20 protein-coding genes are annotated in these 20403 nt (G+C 67.7%); 8 read left to right on the top strand and 12 right to left on the bottom strand.

Annotated elements, in window-relative coordinates:
• Window positions 1-43 precede the first annotated feature (43 nt).
• Genes MF610_RS10600 through MF610_RS10590 form a run of 3 tightly spaced genes read left to right on the top strand, consistent with a single transcriptional unit; the run spans window position 44 to window position 1886 of the window.
• Window positions 44-652 carry an SCO family protein gene (locus MF610_RS10600; RefSeq protein ID WP_242196071.1) on the top strand — a complete coding sequence of 203 codons (609 nt, stop codon included), beginning with the start codon at window positions 44-46 and terminating at the stop codon, window positions 650-652.
• Window positions 640-1083, top strand: a complete 444-nt coding sequence (locus MF610_RS10595) for a YcgN family cysteine cluster protein (protein WP_242196068.1) — start codon at window positions 640-642, stop codon at window positions 1081-1083. The genes MF610_RS10600 and MF610_RS10595 overlap by 13 nt, the downstream gene beginning before the upstream one ends.
• Window positions 1080-1886 carry a M48 family metallopeptidase gene (locus tag MF610_RS10590; protein ID WP_242196065.1) on the top strand — a complete coding sequence of 269 codons (807 nt, stop codon included), beginning with the start codon at window positions 1080-1082 and terminating at the stop codon, window positions 1884-1886. Before MF610_RS10595 ends, MF610_RS10590 begins: the two co-directional genes overlap by 4 nt.
• Here the strand turns inward: MF610_RS10590 and MF610_RS10585 are convergent.
• From MF610_RS10585 to MF610_RS10560, 6 genes are all read right to left on the bottom strand, one after another.
• The gene (locus MF610_RS10585; RefSeq protein ID WP_242196063.1) at window positions 1853-4015 is read right to left on the bottom strand and encodes a transglycosylase domain-containing protein; all 2163 of its coding nucleotides are present in this window, start codon (window positions 4013-4015) and stop codon (window positions 1853-1855) included. The genes MF610_RS10590 and MF610_RS10585 overlap by 34 nt on opposite strands.
• 75 nt (window positions 4016-4090) lie before the next feature.
• A complete protein-coding gene (locus MF610_RS10580; RefSeq protein ID WP_242196060.1) occupies window positions 4091-5206 on the bottom strand; it encodes an NAD(P)/FAD-dependent oxidoreductase in 1116 nt (371 codons plus the stop codon).
• Complete coding sequence (locus MF610_RS10575; protein ID WP_242196057.1) at window positions 5185-5871, bottom strand: methyltransferase domain-containing protein; 687 nt, start codon at window positions 5869-5871, stop codon at window positions 5185-5187. Before MF610_RS10575 ends, MF610_RS10580 begins: the two co-directional genes overlap by 22 nt.
• Complete coding sequence (locus MF610_RS10570; RefSeq protein WP_242196054.1) at window positions 5868-6944, bottom strand: type III polyketide synthase; 1077 nt, start codon at window positions 6942-6944, stop codon at window positions 5868-5870. Before MF610_RS10570 ends, MF610_RS10575 begins: the two co-directional genes overlap by 4 nt.
• Window positions 6945-6982: 38 nt before the next feature.
• On the bottom strand, window positions 6983-7591 hold the full coding sequence (locus MF610_RS10565; protein ID WP_242196051.1) for a class I SAM-dependent methyltransferase: 609 nt from the start codon (window positions 7589-7591) through the stop codon (window positions 6983-6985).
• A 178-nt stretch (window positions 7592-7769) separates the two neighbouring features.
• A complete protein-coding gene (locus MF610_RS10560) occupies window positions 7770-10058 on the bottom strand; it encodes a CDC48 family AAA ATPase (protein ID WP_242196048.1) in 2289 nt (762 codons plus the stop codon).
• 281 nt (window positions 10059-10339) lie between these two features.
• On the opposite strand from MF610_RS10560, the gene MF610_RS10555 reads away from it, so the two are divergent.
• Window positions 10340-11227: a LysR substrate-binding domain-containing protein gene (locus tag MF610_RS10555; protein WP_242196045.1), complete on the top strand. Its 888-nt coding sequence runs from the start codon at window positions 10340-10342 to the stop codon at window positions 11225-11227.
• 245 nt (window positions 11228-11472) lie between these two features.
• On the opposite strand, the gene MF610_RS10550 is transcribed toward MF610_RS10555, so the two are convergent.
• Complete coding sequence (locus tag MF610_RS10550) at window positions 11473-11934, bottom strand: peptidylprolyl isomerase (protein ID WP_242196043.1); 462 nt, start codon at window positions 11932-11934, stop codon at window positions 11473-11475.
• A 127-nt stretch (window positions 11935-12061) separates the two neighbouring features.
• Between MF610_RS10550 and mgtE the strand changes: the two genes are divergently transcribed.
• Window positions 12062-13453, top strand: coding sequence for a magnesium transporter (gene mgtE / locus MF610_RS10545; RefSeq protein ID WP_242196039.1), 1392 nt, complete (start codon window positions 12062-12064; stop codon window positions 13451-13453).
• 31 nt (window positions 13454-13484) lie between these two features.
• Window positions 13485-13883 (top strand): DUF1489 family protein, encoded by a 399-nt coding sequence (locus MF610_RS10540; protein WP_242196035.1) that lies wholly within the window; start codon window positions 13485-13487, stop codon window positions 13881-13883.
• A 43-nt stretch (window positions 13884-13926) separates the two neighbouring features.
• Here the strand turns inward: MF610_RS10540 and msrA are convergent, their stop codons facing one another.
• From msrA to pabB, 5 genes are all read right to left on the bottom strand, one after another.
• Entirely contained in the window at window positions 13927-14580 is a 654-nt protein-coding gene (gene msrA, locus MF610_RS10535) for a peptide-methionine (S)-S-oxide reductase MsrA (RefSeq protein WP_242196032.1), read from the bottom strand.
• Between the two features lie 61 nt (window positions 14581-14641).
• Entirely contained in the window at window positions 14642-14788 is a 147-nt protein-coding gene (locus tag MF610_RS10530) for a hypothetical protein (protein ID WP_242196028.1), read from the bottom strand.
• A 138-nt stretch (window positions 14789-14926) separates the two neighbouring features.
• Window positions 14927-16102, bottom strand: a complete 1176-nt coding sequence (locus MF610_RS10525; protein ID WP_242196024.1) for a GGDEF domain-containing protein — start codon at window positions 16100-16102, stop codon at window positions 14927-14929.
• 66 nt (window positions 16103-16168) lie between these two features.
• Window positions 16169-17368, bottom strand: a complete 1200-nt coding sequence (locus MF610_RS10520; RefSeq protein ID WP_242196021.1) for a pyridoxal phosphate-dependent aminotransferase — start codon at window positions 17366-17368, stop codon at window positions 16169-16171.
• A gap of 39 nt (window positions 17369-17407) precedes the next feature.
• Window positions 17408-19201: an aminodeoxychorismate synthase component I gene (gene pabB, locus MF610_RS10515; protein ID WP_242196017.1), complete on the bottom strand. Its 1794-nt coding sequence runs from the start codon at window positions 19199-19201 to the stop codon at window positions 17408-17410.
• 47 nt (window positions 19202-19248) lie between these two features.
• Between pabB and MF610_RS10510 the strand changes: the two genes are divergently transcribed.
• Window positions 19249-19908 carry an MBL fold metallo-hydrolase gene (locus tag MF610_RS10510; RefSeq protein ID WP_242196014.1) on the top strand — a complete coding sequence of 220 codons (660 nt, stop codon included), beginning with the start codon at window positions 19249-19251 and terminating at the stop codon, window positions 19906-19908.
• 289 nt (window positions 19909-20197) lie between these two features.
• On the top strand, window positions 20198-20377 hold the full coding sequence (gene rpmF / locus MF610_RS10505) for a 50S ribosomal protein L32 (protein ID WP_242196011.1): 180 nt from the start codon (window positions 20198-20200) through the stop codon (window positions 20375-20377).
• The last annotated feature ends 26 nt before the right edge of the window (window positions 20378-20403 follow it).

The raw sequence follows: 20403 nt of genomic DNA, 5'->3' as shown, positions 1-20403 counted from the left end.
CACTGGGATGTTACGCGACTTGCAAGGCATCGCCTATCAGATCATGGCTGGCAGCGCCATGAACAGCATCCCCCGTATCCTTCTCCCGGCGCTTGCGCTGGCCCTTGCCGCATGCGGCGGATCGGCCGAAACGCCCGCAGCGCCGCCGCTGGCCGGTGCGCGCATCGGCGGGCCGTTCGTGCTGACCGATTCCACCGGCAAGGTCGTGCGCGACACCGATTTCGCCGGCAAATGGCGCATCATGTATTTCGGCTATACCTATTGCCCCGATGTCTGCCCGGTCGATGTGCAGAATATCGCGGCCGGGGTGAAGGCGTTCGAGGACGAGTCGCCCGAACTGGGCGCGAAGGTCGTGCCGATCTTCGTAACCATCGATCCCGAACGCGACACCCCGGCGGTGGTCGGCAAGTTCGTTGCCGCCTTTCACCCGCGTATGGTCGGGCTGACCGGCAGCGCGCAGGCGATCGCCGATGCCGCGCGCGCGTACGGCGTGACCTATGCCAAGCAGCAGTCGCCCGGCGCCAGCGAATATCTGATGGACCATAGCCGCACCGCGATCCTGATGGACCCGAAGGGGCAGCCGGTCGCGCTGCTGCCGCAGGACGAGGGCGGCCCGGCGGTCGCCGCCGAGCTGGCGAAGTGGGTCCGGTGAGCGGGCGGTTCTGGGAAGAGCTGCCGCTCGCTGCGCTCGATCGTGCGCAGTGGGAGGCGCTGTGCGACGGCTGCGGCAAATGCTGCCTGCACAAGCTGGAGGACGAGGATAGCGGAGAAATCCACGCGACCAATGTCGCGTGCAAGCTGCTCGACCGTCGCATGGGCCAGTGTAGCGACTATCGCCACCGCCATGCCTATGTGCCCGAATGCGTACGCCTGAACGCGCGCAACGTCGGCGACATCGAATGGCTGCCCTCGACCTGCGCCTATCGGTTGCGGAACGAAGGCAAACCCTTGCCCGACTGGCATTATCTCAACAGCGGCGACCGGGAGAGCGTGCATGCCGCCGGCCAGTCGACGCGCGGCTGGACCGTGTCGGAGAACGATGTCGGCGACCTCGAACATCATTTGACCGACCGGACGCTGTGATCGACGGGGTCGATGTCGTCCGTCACCCCCGCGCACGGGTCGCGCGGTTGTCGGTCGATCCGGCGACCGGTCGGGTGCGGTTGACCGTGCCGAAGCGGATGGCGCTGGCCAAGGCAGTGGCGTGGGCGGGCGAGAAGGCCGAGTGGATCGCAGCGCAGCGGGCGCGGTTGCCGCAGGGGCGGCCGTTCGTGGACGGCGCGGCGGTGCCGGTGGCGGATCGTGCCGTGCGGCTGGTGTGGCAGGAGGGCGCATCGCGGACGGTGCGGCTTGTTCCCGACATTCAACTTGATCCGTCACCCCAGCGCAGGCTGGGGTCTCCTGCGGCGAGGAGGGGCGCTTCGTTACCGGGAGACCCCAGCCTGCGCTGGGGTGACGTCAGTGGCGAGGGGGGGGACGAAGACCTCCTCACCTGCGGCGGCCCGATCGACCAGTTCCCCGCCCGTATCGAACGCTGGCTCAAGCGCGAGGCGTTACGCCTCCTTGCCGAAGACACAGCCCATTACGCCGCGAAAGCCGGCGTCACCGTAACCAACGTCGCGATCGGCGACCCGAAAGCGCGATGGGGCAGTTGCAGCGGCGCCGGTACGATCCGCTATAGTTGGCGGCTGCTCCTCGCCCCTGGTTTTGTCCGTCGCGCGACCGTTGCGCATGAAGTCGCGCACCGGGTACACATGCACCACGGCCCCGCCTTCCATGCGCTGGTCGCCGACCTGTTCGAAGGCGATCCCGACGATGCCCGCCGCTGGCTGCGCGCCGAGGGGGCGGCGCTTCACTGGTACGGGCGGGCGTCCTCGTCCGGGTAACGGTCGGCGGGCGGCGGCTGGCGACGGTCGGGAACCGGGCGGCGCGGCGCCGGGACCGGTTGCTCGCTGCGCTGCCCGCGGCCGAGCGCGCGGTCGATCCAGTCCTGATCGAGCTGTTCGTCGGGCACGCGCTGCTGCTGCGGCGCCGGCGGCACGTCGCCATCCTCGACCGGGGCTTCGGGCTGGGTCGGGGCGGGCGCAGCGTCGATCGGATTGCCGTCGGGGTCGACATAGACGCGGTCGTCGGGCGCGCCGTAATAGCTCTCCGCGTCGGGCTCTTCCTGCCATTCGGGCAGCGTTACCTTGGTATTGAACTCCTCGACCGGTCGGCTGGCGACCGCCTGTCGCATGAACGCGGCAAAGGCACGTGCCGGGGCGGTGCCGCCCTGTAACCCGCCGACCGCCTTCGCATCGTCGCGGCCCATCCACACGCCGGTGGTGATCCCGGACGAAAAGCCCATGAACCAGCCGTCCTTGTACGAACTGGTCGTGCCGGTCTTGCCCGCGACCGGGCGGCCGATCTGTGCCGCGCGGCCGGTGCCGGTGTTGACCGCGGTCTGTAGCAGGTCGGTCATCTGCTGCGCGACATAGGGCGCGACCAGCACGCGCGAACTGTCGACCTGATGCTGGTAGATCACGTCGCCGCCCGCCGTGACGCGGGTGATGCCATAGGGCACAACCGCCGTCCCGCCGCTCGCGACCGAGGCATAGGCGCGGGTCAGGTCGATCAGCCGGACGTCGGAGGTGCCCAGCACCATTGCCGGCTGGGTGTTGATCGGCGTTGAGATGCCGAAGCGTTTCGCCATGTCGGCGACGGTGCCGAAGCCGACCTCCTGCCCCAGCCGCGCCGATACGGTGTTGAGCGAATAGGCGAAGGCGGTGCGCAGCGACACCTGCCCGCTGAACCGGCGCGAGCTGTTGCGCGGGCTCCACCCATCGATCGTGACCGGCGCGTCGTTGACTTGGCTGTCGGGGTTCATCCCCGCTTCCAGCGCCGCCAGATAGACGAACAGCTTCCACGCCGATCCCGGCTGGCGCGTCGCCTGCGTCGCGCGGTTGTAGATCGACGAGACATAGTCCTTGCCGCCGACCATCGCCCTGACGGCACCGTCGCGGTCGAGCGCGATTAGCGCGCCCTGTACCCCGGCGGGGGCGTTGGCGCGGATTGCGGTATCGGCGCTTTTCTGCATCGCGGGATCGAGCGTGGTCCACACGTCGAGCGGCTGTTCGGTCTCGTCGATCAGCGTTTCGAGCTGGGGCAGCGCCCAGTCGGTGAAATAGCGCACGCTGTTCTGCTGCGGTTCGGGCGCCAGCTTGATCGCCTGCGGATCGGCATCCATCGCCTGCGCCGCAGTGATCGCACCGGTTTCCTGCATCAGTTTCAGCACCACGCCCGCGCGACCGACGGCGGCTTCGGCGTCGGCGGTCGGCGAATAGCGCGAGGGCGCCTTGACCAGCCCGGCGACGACCGCCGCCTCCGACAGCGACAGGCTGGTGGCGGGATGGTTGAAGAAGCGCCGCGACGCCGCGTCGATACCGTACGCACCGCCGCCGAAATAGACCTTGTTCAGATACAGCTCAAGAATCTGGTTCTTGGTGAACTTTCGCTCCAGCGCCAGCGCGAGGATGATTTCGCGGAACTTGCGCCCGACCGTATAGCTGTTCGACAGGAAGATGGTGCGCGCGACCTGCTGCGTGATCGTCGACGCGCCCTGCAGCCGTCGTCCGGTCCCGCGCGTCTCGATCGCGAACTTGGTGATGCGCGCCAGCGCCACCGGATCGACGCCCCAGTGCGAGCGGAAGCGCCGATCCTCGACCGACACCATCGCGTCGCGCATCTCCGCCGGGATCTGCGCATAGGGCACCCATTCGCCATAGCTTGGCCCCAACGACACCAGGATCGACCCGTCGGCGGCACGCACCCGGATCATCTGTCCATTGGGCGAGGATTTCAGCTGGTTGAAGCTCGGCAGGTTCGATTTGGCATTGTAGACCGCCACGACCAGCGCGATCGTCGCCAGCGCGGCAATGCCGAAGCCGATGCCCAGCACCCAGCGCAGGATGCGCCACCAGCGGGATGGGGCGGCAGCTGCGGGCTGCTTCTGCGGACGTTGGGGGGTGCGTGCCATGGGAGTGCGCCGGATACCGCGCCCGCCCCCGGCGGCACAAGCCCCGGACGCACCGCGCATTGGGAAAGGCGCGCGCTAGGCCGGGCTGGCTGAACCGGGGCTGACGGATGCAACCCGGGTCCAGCGGGCGGCGGCGGCGACCAGCGGTGCGATCCGCCCGCCCGTCAGCAGCGCGCCATGTCCTGCGGGATGTTCGGCCAGCGTCCGCAACATCCCTGCCAGCGCGATCGGGCGGTGCAGCGCGCGGGCGAGGTCGTGTTGGTAGCGTTCCGCTCCCGCCGCGCCATCGTGCCGCCAATGGCCGGTGGCGCGGATCGCGCTGGCGATGGCGATGCCCATGCCTTCGCCGGCCAACGACGGAATCACCCCGGCCTGATCGCCCAACCGGTAGACACCGGGCGTGGTGGTGCCGGTGCGCCAGCCATAGGGGACGTTGGCGATGGCATCGATCGTGGGCGTATCGCCGAGGAACGCCAGCCGTTCGCCGAGCGCGGGCGACTCGGCCGCAAGCGCGGTCAGCAACGCCGGCAGGTCGCCTGCCGCGCGCAATCGCGAGCGGCGCAGCGCCATGCACAGATTGGCGCTGCCATCCTCCTGCACGACCAGCCCGGCATAGCCGCCGGCAAAGGCGTGCAATTCGATCGCGTCGCCGACCAGCCGGGCCAACGCGGGATGGGGGGCGACGCGGACGCGCACCCCCATCGCCGGATCGTCGCCGATCGCCGCATCGCGGCTCGCGCCACGCAGCTCATGCTTGCCGGTGGCGAGGAACAGCGTCGTGCCCGTCACCGTTGCGCCATCGCTGGTATGCAGCGTCGTGCCGTCGGCCGAGCGGATCGTCACGCCACGTTCGACCCCGGCGCCGGCAGCGATGGCATGGTCGAGCAGCAACGCATCCAGCCGCCGTCGCGACAGGCCGATCGCCGGGGCGGGCAGCGCCGACTCGGCACGCCGCCGACCGGCGAACAACACCACCCGCCGCACGACATGCCCGCCAAGCGTCGCACGATCGATCCCGACCGACGCCAGCGACTCGAGCGTCCGCCACGATAGGAACCCGCCGCACAATGCGTCCGGCATGCCCCGTGACCGCTCCAACAGCAGCGGGACAGCACCCCCCTGGGCCAATCGCAGCGCCGCGACCGCCCCGGCGGGGCCGCCGCCCGCGATCAGCGCCGGCGTTCGACGCATAGCCGGAACGGGAAAATGCGCCGCACCTCCGCCTCGCGCACCCCGGCCTCGGCGAGGATGGGTGGCCATTCGTCGGGACGATACGACCGTGCGATCGACAGTGTGCCGTCGGCGCGGACGATCGGATGCCAGCGCGCCAGCGTCGCCAGCAACGGATAGCCACGATGCGCGAAACGGTGGCGGTGCAGGTCGTTGACGAACCAGCCGCGCGCGCTCTCCCGCTCCATGAACGCCAAAAACGCGACGAGCTGCGCCCGCGTCATGTGATGCGCGACGAGGCTGGAGACGACCGCGTCCCAGCCTTTGCCCGCCAGATCGGCATAGTCGCCGGTGCGGTAGGTGATGGGCAGGTCGCCGGGCGTATCGGCGCGGGCGATCGCTTCGCTGCGCGGATTCAGGTCGATGCCGATCAGTTCGGCCTTCACGCCGCGCCGTGCCGCCCAGCGCGCGATCCGGCGTAGCATGTCGCCATCGCCATAGCCGACATCGAGCAGCTTCAATCGGTCGCCCCGCCGGGCGATGCGCCCGAGAAACGCCAGCGTCGGTCGCGCCGCCATCGTGACGGTGTTCACCCGTGCAAGATCGCGCAGCACCGCGGCATAGGTTGCGGGGTCGAGCGACGGGTCGTCCATCAACTCTTCGGCATCGACCCGCGCAAGGCTCATGCCGCGCTCCGAAAGCCGAAGCCCTCGGCGGCGAGGCCGGGGCCGAACGCCAGCGCGATGCCGTTGGCGACCGGCGGTCCGGCCAGCATCGCTGCCAGCACGAACATCAGCGTCGCCGACGACATGTTGCCATTGGCCGCCAGCACCGCGCGCGACGCCGCCAGCGCTTGGCGTGGCAGCGACAGGCTGCGCTCGACCGCGTCGAGGATCGACCGCCCGCCGGCATGCACCGCCCAGCCATCAACGCTGCCCAGCGATCGCCCGCCGGTCGCGGCGGTGGCGAAATCGGGGTCGGTCAGCGCGGTGGCGATCCGGCCCGGCACCTCGCCCGACAGATGCATCGCAAAGCCGGCATCGGTGATGTCCCAACGGATCAGCTCGGCCGAATCGGGCAGCGTCGCGGCGAACGGGGCCTCGATCGCGAAGCCGGCCGGGTTGGCGGTCACCAGTGCCGCTGCGGCACCATCGCCGAATTGCAGCATCGCCAGCAGCGGTTCGAGTTCGGTGGCGGGTTGCAGGTGCAGCGTCGACAGCTCGACCGTCACCACCAGCACGCGTGCGTCGGGCTCCGACCGCACGATATGCCTCGCACTGCGCAGCGCGGCGACCGCGGCGTAACAGCCCATGAACCCGACCAGCAGCCGCTCGACCCGCGGCGACAGCTTCAGCCGCGCGGCGATGATCTGGTCGATGCCCGGCGCGACGAAGCCGGTGCAGCTGGCCACGACGAGATGGGTGATCCCGCCCAGCGGCATCTGCGCCGCCAGCGATTCGATCGCGCGGACGGCAAGCGTCGGCGCGGCATCGCTATAAATGCCCATCCGCGCGGCGGTACCCGGCATCGCCTCGGCATAGAAGCCGCCGGGCGCGACCGGCGACCCGCCGTCGCTGCCGATCGGCAGCACCGACCAGCGATGACCGATCCCCGCACGTTCGACCATGCGATCGAACAACCGCACCTCGCGCGGCGCCAAGCGATTGCGCGCCCAGCCGATAAAGGCGTCGTGGATGTCGTGGGTCGGGGTCGCCGTGGCGACCGCGTTCAACCACGCGACGGGTGCAGAAGAAGTCATCCTGCGCTCAACGCGCGGCGACGCGAAATGCTACCGCGTCAGTCCTTCCACGCCCACCACAGCTGTGCCGGGGGCATGTTCCACCACTCGGTATCGTGATCGATCCGCGCGAACTGGCGGTCGAGGAAGTCGCGGACGCGGGGGTTGAACTGATAGACGAGGAACGCACCGCCCGGCCGCAGTACCGCCTGAGTCGCCATGGCGATCTTGTCGCCGACACCCGGTGGCAACGTGGAAAATGGCAATCCCGACAGTACGTAATCGGCATGGGGGTGACCATGATCGGCGACGATCCGCTCGACATCCGCCGCCGACCCATGGACCGCCGAAAACCGCGAATCGAGGATCGTCGCGTTCAGATAGTCGATGAAGTCGGGGTTGGTATCGATCACGATCAACTGCGCATCAGGCGCCAGCCGTTCGAGGATCGGGCGGCAGAAGGTGCCGACGCCGGGGCCATATTCCACCACCACCTTGGCGCTGGCCCAGTCGATCGGGGCCAGCATCTTGCGGATCAGCTTGTTCGAAGACGGGATGATCGACCCGACCATCACCGGATGCTTGACGAAACCACGCAGGAAGATGCCGGCAGGCGATGGCACGCCGCGCGGCTTCCGTCGGGTCGCGGCGTTGGAACTCGTCGTCATGCAAATCCTCGAACGGATGGCGCGTAAGGCCATGGTCATCGCGTCGTCGCAAAAGCGCAACGAACTTGCAAGCCGAACAGTTGCAGTCCGTCGCATGGGGGGGAACGGTACGCCCGACACCTCTTCGTCCTTCCGGCGCAGCGGATTTCTGCCTGCGCCGAAAGGACGGTGTCGCGCGCTACCCCTTCGGCCCGCGCCCCTCGACCATGCCGGGCGTAATGAAGCCCAGCGGCTGGATCGACAGGGCATCCTGTTTCAGCCGCGAAGACATGGCGCGATACTCCTCCTCCATCTCGGCCGTCACCGACGCGCGGGAGTCGCCCAGCGCCGCTTCGAAATGCGCCATCGTGACCTGCCGCGTATCGAGCGACTCCCGCAGCGCGAACAGGCCGGCGCGGCGGACCACGTCCTCCAGATCGGCACCGGTGAACCGTTCGGTCCGCCCGGCGATGACGTCGAGGTCGACATCGTCGGCCAGCGGCATCTTCTGCGTCTGGATGCCGAGGATACGGGCGCGTCCGGCCCGGTCGGGCACGCCGACATAGATCAGCTCGTCGAACCGGCCCGGCCGCAGCAGCGCAGGGTCGACCATGTTCGGTCGGTTGGTCGCGCCGATCACCACGACCGACTGCAGTTCCTCCAGTCCGTCCATCTCGGCGAGGATGGTATTGACCACACGTTCGGTCACCTGCGGCTCGCCAAGGCCACCGCCACGCGCGGGCACCAGCGAATCGAGTTCGTCAATGAAGATGACCGTCGGCGCCACTTGCCGGGCGCGCGCGAACAGGCGGGCGATCTGCTGTTCGCTTTCGCCATACCATTTCGACAGCAGGTCGCTCGACTTGGTGGCGATGAAGTTCGCCTCCGCCTCGCGCGCGACCGCCTTCGCCAGCAGCGTCTTGCCGGTACCGGGCGGGCCGTAGAGCAGGAAGCCCTTGGCCGGGCGAATGCCCAGCCGACGGAAGGATTCGGGCGACTTGAGCGGCAGCTCGACACCTTCCTTCAACCGCATCTGCGCATCGTCCAGCCCACCGACATCGTCCCAGCGGACGGTCGGCGCCTGCACCATCACTTCGCGCATCGCGCTCGGCTGCACGCGCTTCAACGCTTCGAGGAAATCGTCGCGCGTCACCGACAGGCTGTCGAGTACGTCCTGTGGGATCGTCCCTTCGGACAGGTCGATGCGCGGCATGATCCGCCGCACCGCCTCGATCGCCGCCTCGCGGGTCAGCGCCGCCAGGTCCGCGCCGACAAAGCCATAGGTCGTGCGCGACAGTTCGGCGAGTTCGACATCGTCGGCCAGCGGCATGCCGCGGGTATGGATACCGAGGATTTCGCGCCGCCCGCGCTCGTCGGGCACGCCGACCACGATCTCGCGGTCGAACCGGCCGGGGCGGCGCAGTGCCTCGTCGATCGCCTCGGGCCGGTTGGTCGCGGCGATGACGACGATATTGGCGCGCGACTCCAGCCCGTCCATCAGCGTCAGCAACTGCGCGACCAGCCGCTTCTCGGCTTCGCCCGACACCTGCCCGCGTTTGGGCGCGATCGAATCGATCTCGTCGATGAACACGATCGACGGCGAAGCCTTGGTCGCTTCCTCGAACACCTCGCGCAGGCGCTTTTCCGATTCGCCATACGCCGATCCCATAATCTCGGGACCGTTGATCAGGAAGAACTCCGCGTCCGATTCGTTGGCGACGGCACGGGCGAGGCGCGTCTTGCCGGTGCCGGGCGGCCCATGCAGCAACACCCCCTTGGGCGGATCGACGCCAAGGCGCTGGAACAGTTCGGGATAACGCAGCGGCAACTCGACCATCTCGCGAAGCTGGTCGATCGTCTGCCCCATGCCACCGATATCGTCATAGGTGACGTCGGCACGGCGTGATTCGCGCGGTTCCTCATATTCCGACCGCAACTCGATCTCGGTCGATTCGTCGATATGCACGACGCCCTTGGGCGCCGCCGACACCACCGCGAGGCGGATTTCCTGCAACGAGAATGCCGGGGCGTTCACATAGCGGCGGACATTGGGCGACAGGTCGTCGACGCGCTGATGCCCGGTCGTGGCGACGATATCGCCCTGGCATAGCGGGCGCCCGAAAAAGGTACGCTTCAAGGCATTGGCCGAGCCCTGCAGCCGCAGATTCTGTTGCGCGGGGGCGAAGACGACGCGGGTGGCGGGACGCGATTCGGTCTTGCGCACCTCTACCTGATCGCCCGATCCGACACCGGCATTGGCGCGCTGCAACCCGTCGATGCGGACGATGTCGAGTCCCTCGTCCTCCGGATAAGGCGCGATGGCGCGCGCCGGTGTCGTCTTCTTGCCGATGATCTCGACGACGTCGCCCTCGTTGATGCCAAGCAGCGCCATGACCGATCGGGGGAGGTGGGCAATGCCGCGTCCGCTGTCTTCGGGCCGGGCATTCGCCACTTGCAACCGCCGTCCGCCTGTTTCGCTATCCGCCATCAAAATTCCGTCCTGCTGGAACGTGTCCGAACGGCGGAGATAAGGCGCGGGTTGCTGGCAACAAGGCGAAAAAAAAGGCCGATCGAAACGACCGGCCGGAAAGTTTTTAGGAGAGGATGCCTGAAAGGCACGCCCTGTGTGCAGTGCGGCGTGTTTTTGTGCAAGTGCGAACAAATCAATTCAGCTTGCATAAATTGCACGCACCGCAGAGCAGGATGGTTGCATGTGTGACCAACGCAGTGCAGCGTGTACCGCACCGCAACGAAGGTTTAAGGTATCGGATGCGTCGCCTTCCCCCCCTCACCGCGATCGAGGCCTTCGTCCACGTCGCCCGGCTCGGTTCGGTCAAGCTCGCCGCCGACGAACTGGCGCTGTCGTCCCCCGCGCTCAGCCGGCGGGTGCAGGCAATGGAGCGCTTCATCGGCAAGCCGCTGTTCGAACGCCGGCATCAGGCGCTGAAACTCAACGCCGATGGCGAACGGCTGTTGTCGCTGCTGTCGGGGGCGCTCGATACGCTGTCCGACGCGGTCGAGCAGATGTCTGGCGCGGTTGAGGTGCTGCGGCTGCGGCTGGGCGTGCTGCCGCTGTTCGCGATCCAGCGGCTGATGCCACGGATGGGTGACCTGAAAGAACGGCATCCCGAACTGCACCTCGATTTCGACACCGCGCATCACGGGCTGGGGCGGCTGGGCGAGGGGATCGATGTGGCGATCGTGCTCGACCATGCGATCGATCCCGCGCTTTATGCCCGGCGGCTCGACCGCAACCGGGTCTATGCGATTGCCGGGCGCGCGCTGATCGATCGCCAGCCGATCACCGATCCGGCACAGATCGCGCAACACACCGCGCTGATCCACCGCGACATGCCCGATACCTTCGCCGACTGGATGCATGCGGCCGGGTTCCCCGACCTCGAACCCGCCGCGACCGACCGGTTCGATTCGGGCACGCTGATGCTGGAGGCGGCGGCACAGGGGCTCGGCATCGCCTTCATGCTCGAATCGCATTTCGAAACCGCGCGCGACGACCGGCTGGTGCCGCTGTTCGATCGTGCGGTCGATTCGACCTACAGCCACTGGTTCGTATGCCGCCCGCGCATGTTGCAGCAGCGGCCGGTAAAACTGTTCCACGACTGGCTGGTCGCCGCGCTCGGCGCGCCGGCGGAGTAGGACAGCCACCCGTCATTCCGGCGAAGGCCGGAATCGATTGTGTAGGGTGTTGGCGATGGATCGCGGCCGTTCCCCTATCCACGGATCCGGGCCTCGGCCGGGATGACGGACGGGGGGAGGCGGGGTCTCAAACCCAATCGTCACCCCCGCGCCGGCGGGGGTCCATTGACGCTGACGTCGGCGATTGCACCGAAACCTCAGCGTCTATGGATTCCCGCCTGCGCGGGAATGACGACAGGCCGGCTTTACGCTTCCGAACGCGCGGTCACGATCTTGCCCGGGTTACGCGGCGGCTCGCCCTTGGGCAGCGCGTCGACGGCGTCCATGCCGCTCTCGACCACGCCCCACACCGTATACTGGCGGTCGAGGAAAGTCGCATCGTCGAGGCAGATGAAGAACTGGCTGTTGGCCGAATTCGGGTCCTGCGTCCGCGCCATCGAGCATACGCCACGGACGTGCGGCTCGGCGTTGAATTCCTGCTTGAGGTTCGGTTCCTTCGACCCGCCGGTGCCATCGCCGCGACCGCCGTCGCCGCCCTGCGCCATGAAGCCGTCGATCACCCGGTGGAACGGCACGCCGTCATAAAAGCCCGAATCGGCCAGCTTGACGATCTGCTGAACGTGGTTGGGCGCAAGGTCGGGGCGCAGCTTGATGCGGACTTCGCCGGTATCGAGCGTCATCACGAGCGTGCTGGGGGTATCGGCCATTATCTGCTCCTTGAAACTGGCGCCTAGCTAGGGGCTTGCAGTGCCAAGGGCAACCGCACGACCGTTGGCACGGCGGTGCAGCATGGTTACAGCGGGCGGAACCACACGCGACAGGAGGGTTGCGACCATGACCGAACTCGACCTTCCCGACGATACCAGCGAACTGGACGAGGACGACCGGCTGAAGCCCGAATTCGTCCGTGCCGTGTGCGAAGCGGTGGATCGCGGCGATGACGAGGCGGCGCGCGAGCTGGTCGAACCGCTCCATCCCGCCGACCTTGCCGACCTGTTCGAACTGGTGCCCGGCGAACAACGGGCGGCACTGGCGGCGGCGATCGCCGAACGACTGAACGGCGACGTTCTGGCCGAGATGAACGACTGGGTGCGCGAGGCGGTGATCGACGCGCTGACCGCCACCCAAGTCGCCGATCTCGCCGCGCAGCTCGACACCGACGACGCGGTTGCGATCATCGAGGACTTGGACGATGCCGATCAGCGCGCGGTGCTGCGCGCGCTCGACCCCGACGATCGCGCCGCGATCGAGGAGGCGCTGTCCTACCCCGAGGAATCCGCTGGCCGCCTGATGCAGCGCGAGCTGGTCGCGGTGCCCGAGCATTGGACCGTCGGCGACGCGCTCGACTATCTGCGCGCCGACGAAGTGCTGACGACTGATTTCTGGGAAATCTTCGTGGTCGATCCGGCGCACAAGCCGGTCGGCACCTGCCAGCTGTCGTGGATTCTCCGCACGCCGCGATCGGTCGCGATCGGCGACGTGATGGCGCGCGAACAGACGCTGATCCCGGTCGACATGGACCAGGAAGAAGTCGCGCTGCGCTTCCAGAAATATGCGCTGATCTCCGCCGCGGTCGTCGACGGTAGCGGGCGGCTGGTCGGGATGATTACCGTCGACGACGTCGTCCACATCATCCAGGCCGAAGCGGGCGAAGATGCGCTGTTGCTGTCGGGTGCGGGCGAAGGCGACATCAACGAACCGATCCGCGATTCGTACAAGGCGCGGGTGCGCTGGCTGATCACCAACCTGATCACCGCGCTGCTGCCCGCAACGATCATCGGCATGTTCGGGGCGACGATCGACCGGATGGTGACGCTGGCGGCACTGATGCCGATCGTCGCGGGGCTGGGCGGCAATGCCGGCACGCAGACGATGGCGGTGACCGTCCGCGCGCTCGCCACCAACCAGCTGACGCAATCGAACACCCTGCGCGCGATCCGGCGCGAGATGATCATCGCCCTGATGAACGGCGCGACCGTCGCCGCGCTGATCGGCACCGGGGTGACCTTGTGGTTCGGCAACCCACAACTGGGCGCGGTAATCGGCACCGCGATGCTGCTGAACGTCGTCATCGCCGGGTTCGCCGGGGTGTTCGTGCCGCTGACGCTCGATCGCTACAATGCCGATCCGGCGGTGGCGTCGTCGATCTTCGTCACGATGACCACCGATTCGATGGGATTCCTCGTCTTTCTCGGGCTTGCAACCGTCAGCGGGCTAACCGCTTGAGCCGGCACGCCATGCTTCCCATCTGGGGAGCGTGCCGCTGCATCTCACCAAAGTCGCCTTTGCCATCGAATCGGTCGAGCAACTGGCCGAGCGGCTGGCCGCGCGCCATGCCGAAGGCGGGTTCCTGACGACCCGCTACCTGCCGAAACGTGCCGCCGAGATCGAGGGCGGTTCGCTGTTCTGGATACTCAAGCACCGGCTGGTGGCGCGCTCCCCGATCCTCGGCTTCGGCGAGGCGGAGGGCGGACGCGTCGCGATCCATCTGGGACCCAGGCTGGTGCTGGTCGAGGCACGCCCGAAGCGCGCGCATCAGGGCTGGCGCTATCTGGAGGCGGCGGATGCGCCGGCCGATCTGGGTGGGGAGGGCACCGGTGCGGATGCACTGCCGCCGCGGTTGATCGGCGAGCTGATGGCTCTGGGGCTGCTGTAAGAGGAAAAGTGGATCGCGCGGAGGCGCGAAAACGAATCTTCTTCTACCCGACCAACCCCGGATACGCTGCCTTCGCCGCCGCGACCTTCGGCTTGTCCCACCGCACGATATAGGGATGCGACGGGTTCTTCCGCGCGAAGTCCTGATGATAGGTCTCCGCCGGATAGAAGGCGCCGGTTTCGATCTTCGTCGCGATCGGCTTCGGGAACGCCTTCGCCCGCGTCAATTGCGCGACATAGCGCCGGGCGGTCAGCGCCTGCGCGCCGTTCTGCGCGAAGATCGCCGAGCGATAACTGGGCCCGCGGTCGGGATACTGGCCATCGACCTGCGTCGGATCGTGCGCGACCGAGAAATAGAGTCGCAGCAGCGTGCCATAGCTGACGACGCGCGGGTCGTAGGTGATGCGGATCGCCTCGGCATGGCCGGTGCGTTCGGTCGATACCTGGTCGTAGGTCGCGGTGGCCTGAGCGCCGCCGGCATAGCCACTGACGACCGACTTCACGCCCTTCACCCGTTCGAACACCGCTTCCATCCCCCAGAAGCAGCCACCGGCCAGCACGGCGGTGGCGAGGCCGGGGGTGGGGGGTACGTCGCTGGCGATGGTCGGGATCGGCACCGCGCGTTCGGCGGTGGCCGGGGGGATCGACAGCGCGGCCACGCCGATGGCGGCGATTGCGACGGGGAGCAGGAATTTCATGGGGCGGTTCCTAACGCTATGCCGGGAACCAAGATGGGGGTTCGACGCGGACGCCGCCAGATCAGCCGATGCGTTCGATCGTCGCCGGTGCGGGACGGACCGACTTCGCATCGCTGCGATCCGCCACCTGCACCGCGACCAGCGCGACGGCACCCAGCGCGAAACCGCTGACGAAATGGCGAAGGAAACCGGTGCGCTTCTGGGTCATCTGTCTCATCCTCTTGCCCGGCCGCTCCCCCGGATGGTTCGCGGCATCGAACGGACCGCACGGCCCGTTCGTCGATGGCAAGATATAGTGTCTGGGGCTGAACCGACGCTGGCGCGCCCGTTCATCGTGCGCACAGCCTCAACCATGTTGCGACTGCGAAATCAAGTAGGTGAGGGGTGCGGTTTCGGCAACGCTGCGTTGCGCATCCGTTGCGCGGCCCCGTTGCTTGTCGGCATACATGCGCTCGTCGGCGTCGGCGATCAGCGCTTCGACATCGGCGAGCGGCCCCAGCGTCCACCCGATGCTGAGCGTCGCCGCCATCCCGGTACCGAGCAACGCGCCGGTACCTTCCGCGAATTTGCCGGCAATGCCCTTGGCGATGGCCGCCGCCTCCCGTGCGCCGGTGCCGGGCAGGACGCAGACGAACTCGTCCCCGCCCCAGCGGAACACCCGCCCCGTCATCGGCACCGACGCCACTGCAGCACGGGTGGCGATGCACAGCGCGGCGTCGCCCACCGCATGGCCGTGGCGATCGTTCAGCGCCTTGAACCGGTTCAGGTCGATCATCAGCACCGCGCCGTCGCCGCGCCAGCCGCCGCGCGCGCGTTCGAATGCGGTACGGTTCCCCGCCCCGGTCAGCGCGTCGCGCTCGGCAAGCATTTCCAGCCGCCGCTCGCCCCGTTCGGCGTCCATCGTCAGCAGCGAAAAGCCGCGGAACATGATGAAGGCGACGGCGCCGGCCGCCAGCCACGCCGCCGGCCCGCCCTGCAACCCGGTCGGGTTGGTACCAATATGGCCGGTCAGCGCCAGCCACGCGCGGCCGATAAACATCGGCACGGTCAGCGCGAACATGACCGCGACGATCCACCCGGTGCGCAGCGATTCGCGCTTGGCGATGCGGATCGCGACGACGACGGTCGCCACGTCGAACATCGATCGCACGACGTTGAGATAGGCGATCCGCCCGCCCATGCCCGCCGGATCGCTCCACAGCAGCATCGGCACCGCCAGGACCGCGGCAACCGCGATCCAGACCCCGATGTCCGCCCGCGGATCGGCAAAGCGCCGCATGCCGATATAGATGCCGGTATAGCTCAGTACCGCGACGGTATTGCCGACCGGGACCAGCATCGGGATGCCCATGCCGCGCGCCAGCGGCATTACCGCGCTCAGCCCCAGCAATATATGCCCGCCGCCCCACCAGTTCGCCCAGCTGCCGAAGCGGCCGCCGACCGCCGCGGCAAGATGCACGATTCCGGCAACGACCGAACACAACGCGACCATGGCGTACAGGGTAGAAATATCGAGCAGCATGTCTTCTCTATCGCGACCAATGCCGTGATAGGAACGAGGCCCTAATAGTCCGTTGCGACGAAAGGATTACTTTAGCGCGTCGCACGCGGTTCGGATGCGGGCGCACGCTTCGCGCAACAGATCGTCCGACGTCGCGTAACTGATGCGCATCGCCGGCGACAGGCCGAACGCCGCACCCTGCACCGCGGCGACGCGCGCATCCTCCAGCAGATAGCCGACGAAATCCTCGTCGGTCGCGATCCGCTGCCCCGCCGGCGTCGCCTTGCCGATCACTCCGGAAATGTCGGGATAGACATAGAAGGCGCCTTCGGGCGTCGGGCAGGTGACGGCATCGATGGCATTGAGTTCGGCGACCACCATGTCGCGGCGACGCTGGAACGCCGCGTTACGCTCTGCCAGGAACGACTGGTCGCCGTTCAGCGCGGCGACGGCGGCGGCCTGCGCGATCGAACACGGGTTGCTGGTCGATTGCGACTGGAGCTTGGCGATCGCCTTGATCAGCCACGCCGCGCCGCCGGCATAGCCGATGCGCCAGCCGGTCATCGCATAGGCCTTCGAACAGCCGTTTACGGTGAGGGTCCGGTCGTACAGCGTCGGGTTCACCTCGGCGATCGTGGCGAACTCGAACCCCGGATAGACGATATGCTCGTACATATCGTCGGCGAAGATCCAGACATGCGGATGCCGTTCCAGCACCTTGCCCAGTTCGCGCAGCTCGGCGCGGGTATAGCCCGCACCGGTCGGGTTCGACGGCGAATTGAGGATGACCCACTTGGTCCGCTCGGTGATCGCGGCATCGAGCTGCTCAGGCGTGATCTTGTAATTCTGGTCGGCGCCCGCCGCGACGAACACCGGGGTGCCGCCGGCGAACTGCACGACATCGGGGTAGCTTACCCAATAGGGCGCAGGCACGATCACCTCGTCGCCGGCATCGACCGTTGCGACCAGTGCATTGAACAGCGTGTGCTTGCCGCCGACATTCACGCTGATCTGGTTCGCGGCATAGGTCAGGCCGTTATCGCGCTTGAACTTCGCGGTGATCGCGTCCTTCAGTTCGGCAGTGCCGTCGACATTGGTGTATTTGGTCTTGCCGGCGTGGATTGCCTCGATCGCGGCGTCCTTCACGAAATCGGGCGTGTCGAAATCGGGTTCGCCCGCGCCCAGCCCGATCACGTCGACGCCCTGCCGCTTCAGCTCGAGCACCTTCGACGTGATGGCGAGGGTCGGCGAGGGATTGATGCGGTCGAGCGCGGCGGAGGGCTTCATGGGACGTCCGATGCTGAGAAGGAACAGGTGGACGCGCCCTTACCCCCCTATGTTCGCATCCGCAACCAAGCGCGCACGAATCAATCCGCGAACCGCATTGCCGACGTAAAATCCTTGCGCGAGATCGCTGAGTTTCAGCGGCATCTCGACTGCCTCGCCCCGTGCGATCAGCTCGCTGCGCAGGACGCCCGGCAACAGGCCGCGGTCGAGCGGCGGGGTCAGCAACTGCGCCCCGGCGCCGACGAAGACCGAGGTGAAGCTGCCCTCAGTCACTTCTCCGTCGGCACCGACGAAGATCGTCTCGAAACAGCCCGGCGGCGGTGCGGGCCAGAAGCGGCGGTCGCTGGTCTTGTGGCTGAGCCGCAGGTCGTGCGGCGACACCAGCAGCGGGGCGACCGCCACGTCGACCGGCCCGGCGGGCGGCGTCGGCAGCGGCGTGACGTCGACCGCGATCGCGCCCGACACCGACAGCAGCAGTCGTACCCGCGAAGCCTCCCGCAACCGAAAGGTCGCCGCCTGCAATTCATTGCGCGTCGCATGGCGATCGAACGCGAACCCCAGCGCGCGGGCGCTCTCGGTCATCCGCGCCAGATGCCGTTCGAGCAGCGCGATGCCGGCGATCGGATCGAACGCCATCGTCTCGACCAGGTCGAACCGGCGCTGCGGCACCTCGAGGAAGCGGGCCTTTGCCAGGCATTCGTGCCATTCCACCTGCGGTTGCGAATCGGCGACGACCCCCGATCCCAGCCCCAGCGTCGCGTGGGGACCACCGGCGGGCAGGTGCAGTGTGCGGATCGCGACGTTGAACGTCGCATCGCCGCCAGCATCGATCGCGCCGATCGTCCCGGTATAGATGCCGCGCGCGCGCCCCTCGACCGCGTCGATCGCCTCCATCGCGCGCCGTTTGGGCGCGCCGGTGATCGATCCGCACGGAAACAGCGCCGCCAGCGCATCGACCGCGGTCGTGCCGGGCAGCAGTTCGGCGGTCACCGACGACACCAGCTGGTGGATGCTAGGATAGGTTTCGACGACGAACCGCTCGGGCACCTGCACGCTTCCCGGCACGCCGACGCGCGACAGGTCGTTGCGCATCAGATCGACGATCATCAGGTTTTCGGCGCGCTGCTTCGGATCGTTCGCCAGCGCGTCGGCCGCCGCGCGGTCGCGTGCGGGATCGGGGTCGCGCGTCGCGGTGCCCTTCATCGGCCGTGCGATGATCCGCCCGCCCTCGACCGCGAAGAACAGTTCGGGCGAGAACGACAACAGCCAGTCGCTGCCGGTCCACACCACCGCGCCATGCCCCGCCGCCGCCTGCGGCCGGATCGCGGCGTACAGCGCCAGCGGATCGCCGGCCACCGGCACCCGCGCGGCGAAGGTCAGGTTCGCCTGATAGATATCGCCCGACGCGATCAGTTCGAGGATGTCGCTGCACCGCGCGGCATAGCTGTCGCGATCGATATCGGGCGCGACCGCCCCGATCCACGCACCGGCCGGGTCGGGCAACAGCGCTGCAACGTCGACGCGCTCGCTCCCCCCGAATACCCCGAACCACAGCAACGGCGCACCCGTATCGCGCACCGGCACGCCCGGCACCAGCGCCGCCCCCGCCTCATAGCTCAGATAGCCCGCCACCGCCGCACCCGCGGCGACCGCCTGCGCCAGTGCGCCCAGCGCACCCGGCACGGCACCCACCGTGTCGGCGCGGATCACGCGGACCGGTGCCCGGTACAGCCGCGCGCGTCCCCCCGGCCGGGCATCGTCGAGCAGTACGAAGGGCCGCGTCGGGTCGAGCATCGTCCACGCTTGCCGGTTGCGCGCGCGCGGGGCAACCATTCTTACGCTGCTTTGTGTACACGCCATTAAGCAGTAAGGCGGGCGGCATGACTCCATCCCCGATCCGCGCGGCGATCATCCCGGTGACTCCGCTGCAACAGAATTGCACGTTGCTATGGTGCACGAAGACGATGCGCGGCGCGTTCGTCGATCCTGGCGGCGACCTGCCGCGCCTGCTCGCCGCGGCCGAACAGCAGGGGGTGACGATCGAGAAAATCCTCCTGACCCACGGTCATATCGACCATTGCGGCGAGGCCAAGCCGCTCGCCGAGCAGCTGGGCGTGCCGATCGAGGGGCCGCACGAGGCCGATCGCTTCTGGATCGCGCGGCTGGACGAGGACGGCAAGCGCTGGGGCCTGCGCGGCGTACCGTTCGAACCCGACCGGTGGCTGGTCGAAGGCGACACGGTGACCGTGGGCGAGGCGACGCTGTCGGTCTACGAAACGCCCGGCCACACGCCCGGCCACGTCATCTTCTTCCACGAAGCCGCCCGATTCGCGCTGGTCGGCGACGTGTTGTTCCAGGGATCGGTTGGCCGCACCGACTTCCCGCTGTCGGATCATCAGGCATTGCTCACATCGGTCGTGACCAAGCTGTGGCCGCTGGGCGACGACGTCGCGTTCGTGCCGGGTCATGGTCCGGGCAGTACCTTCGGTCACGAACGGGCGACCAATCCCTTTGTGGGGGACAAGGTGCTGGGGCATTAAGGACCCATCCGTATCCCCGCGCAGGCGGGGATCCCGGGTCAGGCAGGGCGACGGCAGCGTTCGACGCTTTGGATCCCCGCCTGCGCGGGATACGACAAGAAGGTGCGTCGTTTGCGAGCAACCCAAAGCTTGCAACCCTACGTGAAAACGCTATAGGCGCTTTTCGCTTCGCGACCAGCCTGTTTGCCGGTCCGGCGGGTCGTCGGTCGCGCAAACGGTCCGGCACTTGCCTGGGCCGCGTCGGCAGTTGGTGGCGACACCATGCTATTCAAGTGATAAAGGTGCCGAAATGGCAGTTCCCAAGAGAAAGACCTCGCCCTCGAAGCGCGGTATGCGTCGCAGCCACGATTCGCTGAGCATCGAGTCGTTCCAGGAATGCCCGAACTGCGGCGAACTGAAGCGTCCGCACAACCTGTGCAACGCCTGCGGCCACTATAACGGTCGCGAAGTCGTCTCGGTCGAAGCGTAATCCGCTCAACCGGACAGGGAAGCACG

This window comes from Sphingomonas hankookensis, assembly GCF_022664465.1.
Taxonomy (GTDB): Bacteria; Pseudomonadota; Alphaproteobacteria; order Sphingomonadales; family Sphingomonadaceae; genus Sphingomonas; species Sphingomonas hankookensis.
The sequence above is the reverse complement of the archived record's forward strand: the minus strand, read 5'-3'. Positions and strand labels throughout refer to the sequence as shown.

Excerpts from the sequence above, each read along its gene's own strand:
- MF610_RS10600 (WP_242196071.1), top strand. The coding sequence starts at position 44 with ATGGCTGGCAGCGCCATGAACAGCATCCCCCGTATCCTTCTCCCGGCG.
- MF610_RS10585 (WP_242196063.1), bottom strand. The coding sequence starts at position 4,015 with ATGGCACGCACCCCCCAACGTCCGCAGAAGCAGCCCGCAGCTGCCGCC.
- MF610_RS10580 (WP_242196060.1), bottom strand. The coding sequence starts at position 5,206 with ATGCGTCGAACGCCGGCGCTGATCGCGGGCGGCGGCCCCGCCGGGGCG.
- MF610_RS10575 (WP_242196057.1), bottom strand. The coding sequence starts at position 5,871 with ATGAGCCTTGCGCGGGTCGATGCCGAAGAGTTGATGGACGACCCGTCG.
- MF610_RS10570 (WP_242196054.1), bottom strand. The coding sequence starts at position 6,944 with ATGACTTCTTCTGCACCCGTCGCGTGGTTGAACGCGGTCGCCACGGCG.
- MF610_RS10565 (WP_242196051.1), bottom strand. The coding sequence starts at position 7,591 with ATGACGACGAGTTCCAACGCCGCGACCCGACGGAAGCCGCGCGGCGTG.
- MF610_RS10560 (WP_242196048.1), bottom strand. The coding sequence starts at position 10,058 with ATGGCGGATAGCGAAACAGGCGGACGGCGGTTGCAAGTGGCGAATGCC.
- MF610_RS10555 (WP_242196045.1), top strand. The coding sequence starts at position 10,340 with ATGCGTCGCCTTCCCCCCCTCACCGCGATCGAGGCCTTCGTCCACGTC.
- MF610_RS10550 (WP_242196043.1), bottom strand. The coding sequence starts at position 11,934 with ATGGCCGATACCCCCAGCACGCTCGTGATGACGCTCGATACCGGCGAA.
- mgtE (WP_242196039.1), top strand. The coding sequence starts at position 12,062 with ATGACCGAACTCGACCTTCCCGACGATACCAGCGAACTGGACGAGGAC.
- msrA (WP_242196032.1), bottom strand. The coding sequence starts at position 14,580 with ATGAAATTCCTGCTCCCCGTCGCAATCGCCGCCATCGGCGTGGCCGCG.
- MF610_RS10530 (WP_242196028.1), bottom strand. The coding sequence starts at position 14,788 with ATGACCCAGAAGCGCACCGGTTTCCTTCGCCATTTCGTCAGCGGTTTC.
- MF610_RS10525 (WP_242196024.1), bottom strand. The coding sequence starts at position 16,102 with ATGCTGCTCGATATTTCTACCCTGTACGCCATGGTCGCGTTGTGTTCG.
- MF610_RS10520 (WP_242196021.1), bottom strand. The coding sequence starts at position 17,368 with ATGAAGCCCTCCGCCGCGCTCGACCGCATCAATCCCTCGCCGACCCTC.
- pabB (WP_242196017.1), bottom strand. The coding sequence starts at position 19,201 with ATGGTTGCCCCGCGCGCGCGCAACCGGCAAGCGTGGACGATGCTCGAC.
- MF610_RS10510 (WP_242196014.1), top strand. The coding sequence starts at position 19,249 with ATGACTCCATCCCCGATCCGCGCGGCGATCATCCCGGTGACTCCGCTG.
- rpmF (WP_242196011.1), top strand. The coding sequence starts at position 20,198 with ATGGCAGTTCCCAAGAGAAAGACCTCGCCCTCGAAGCGCGGTATGCGT.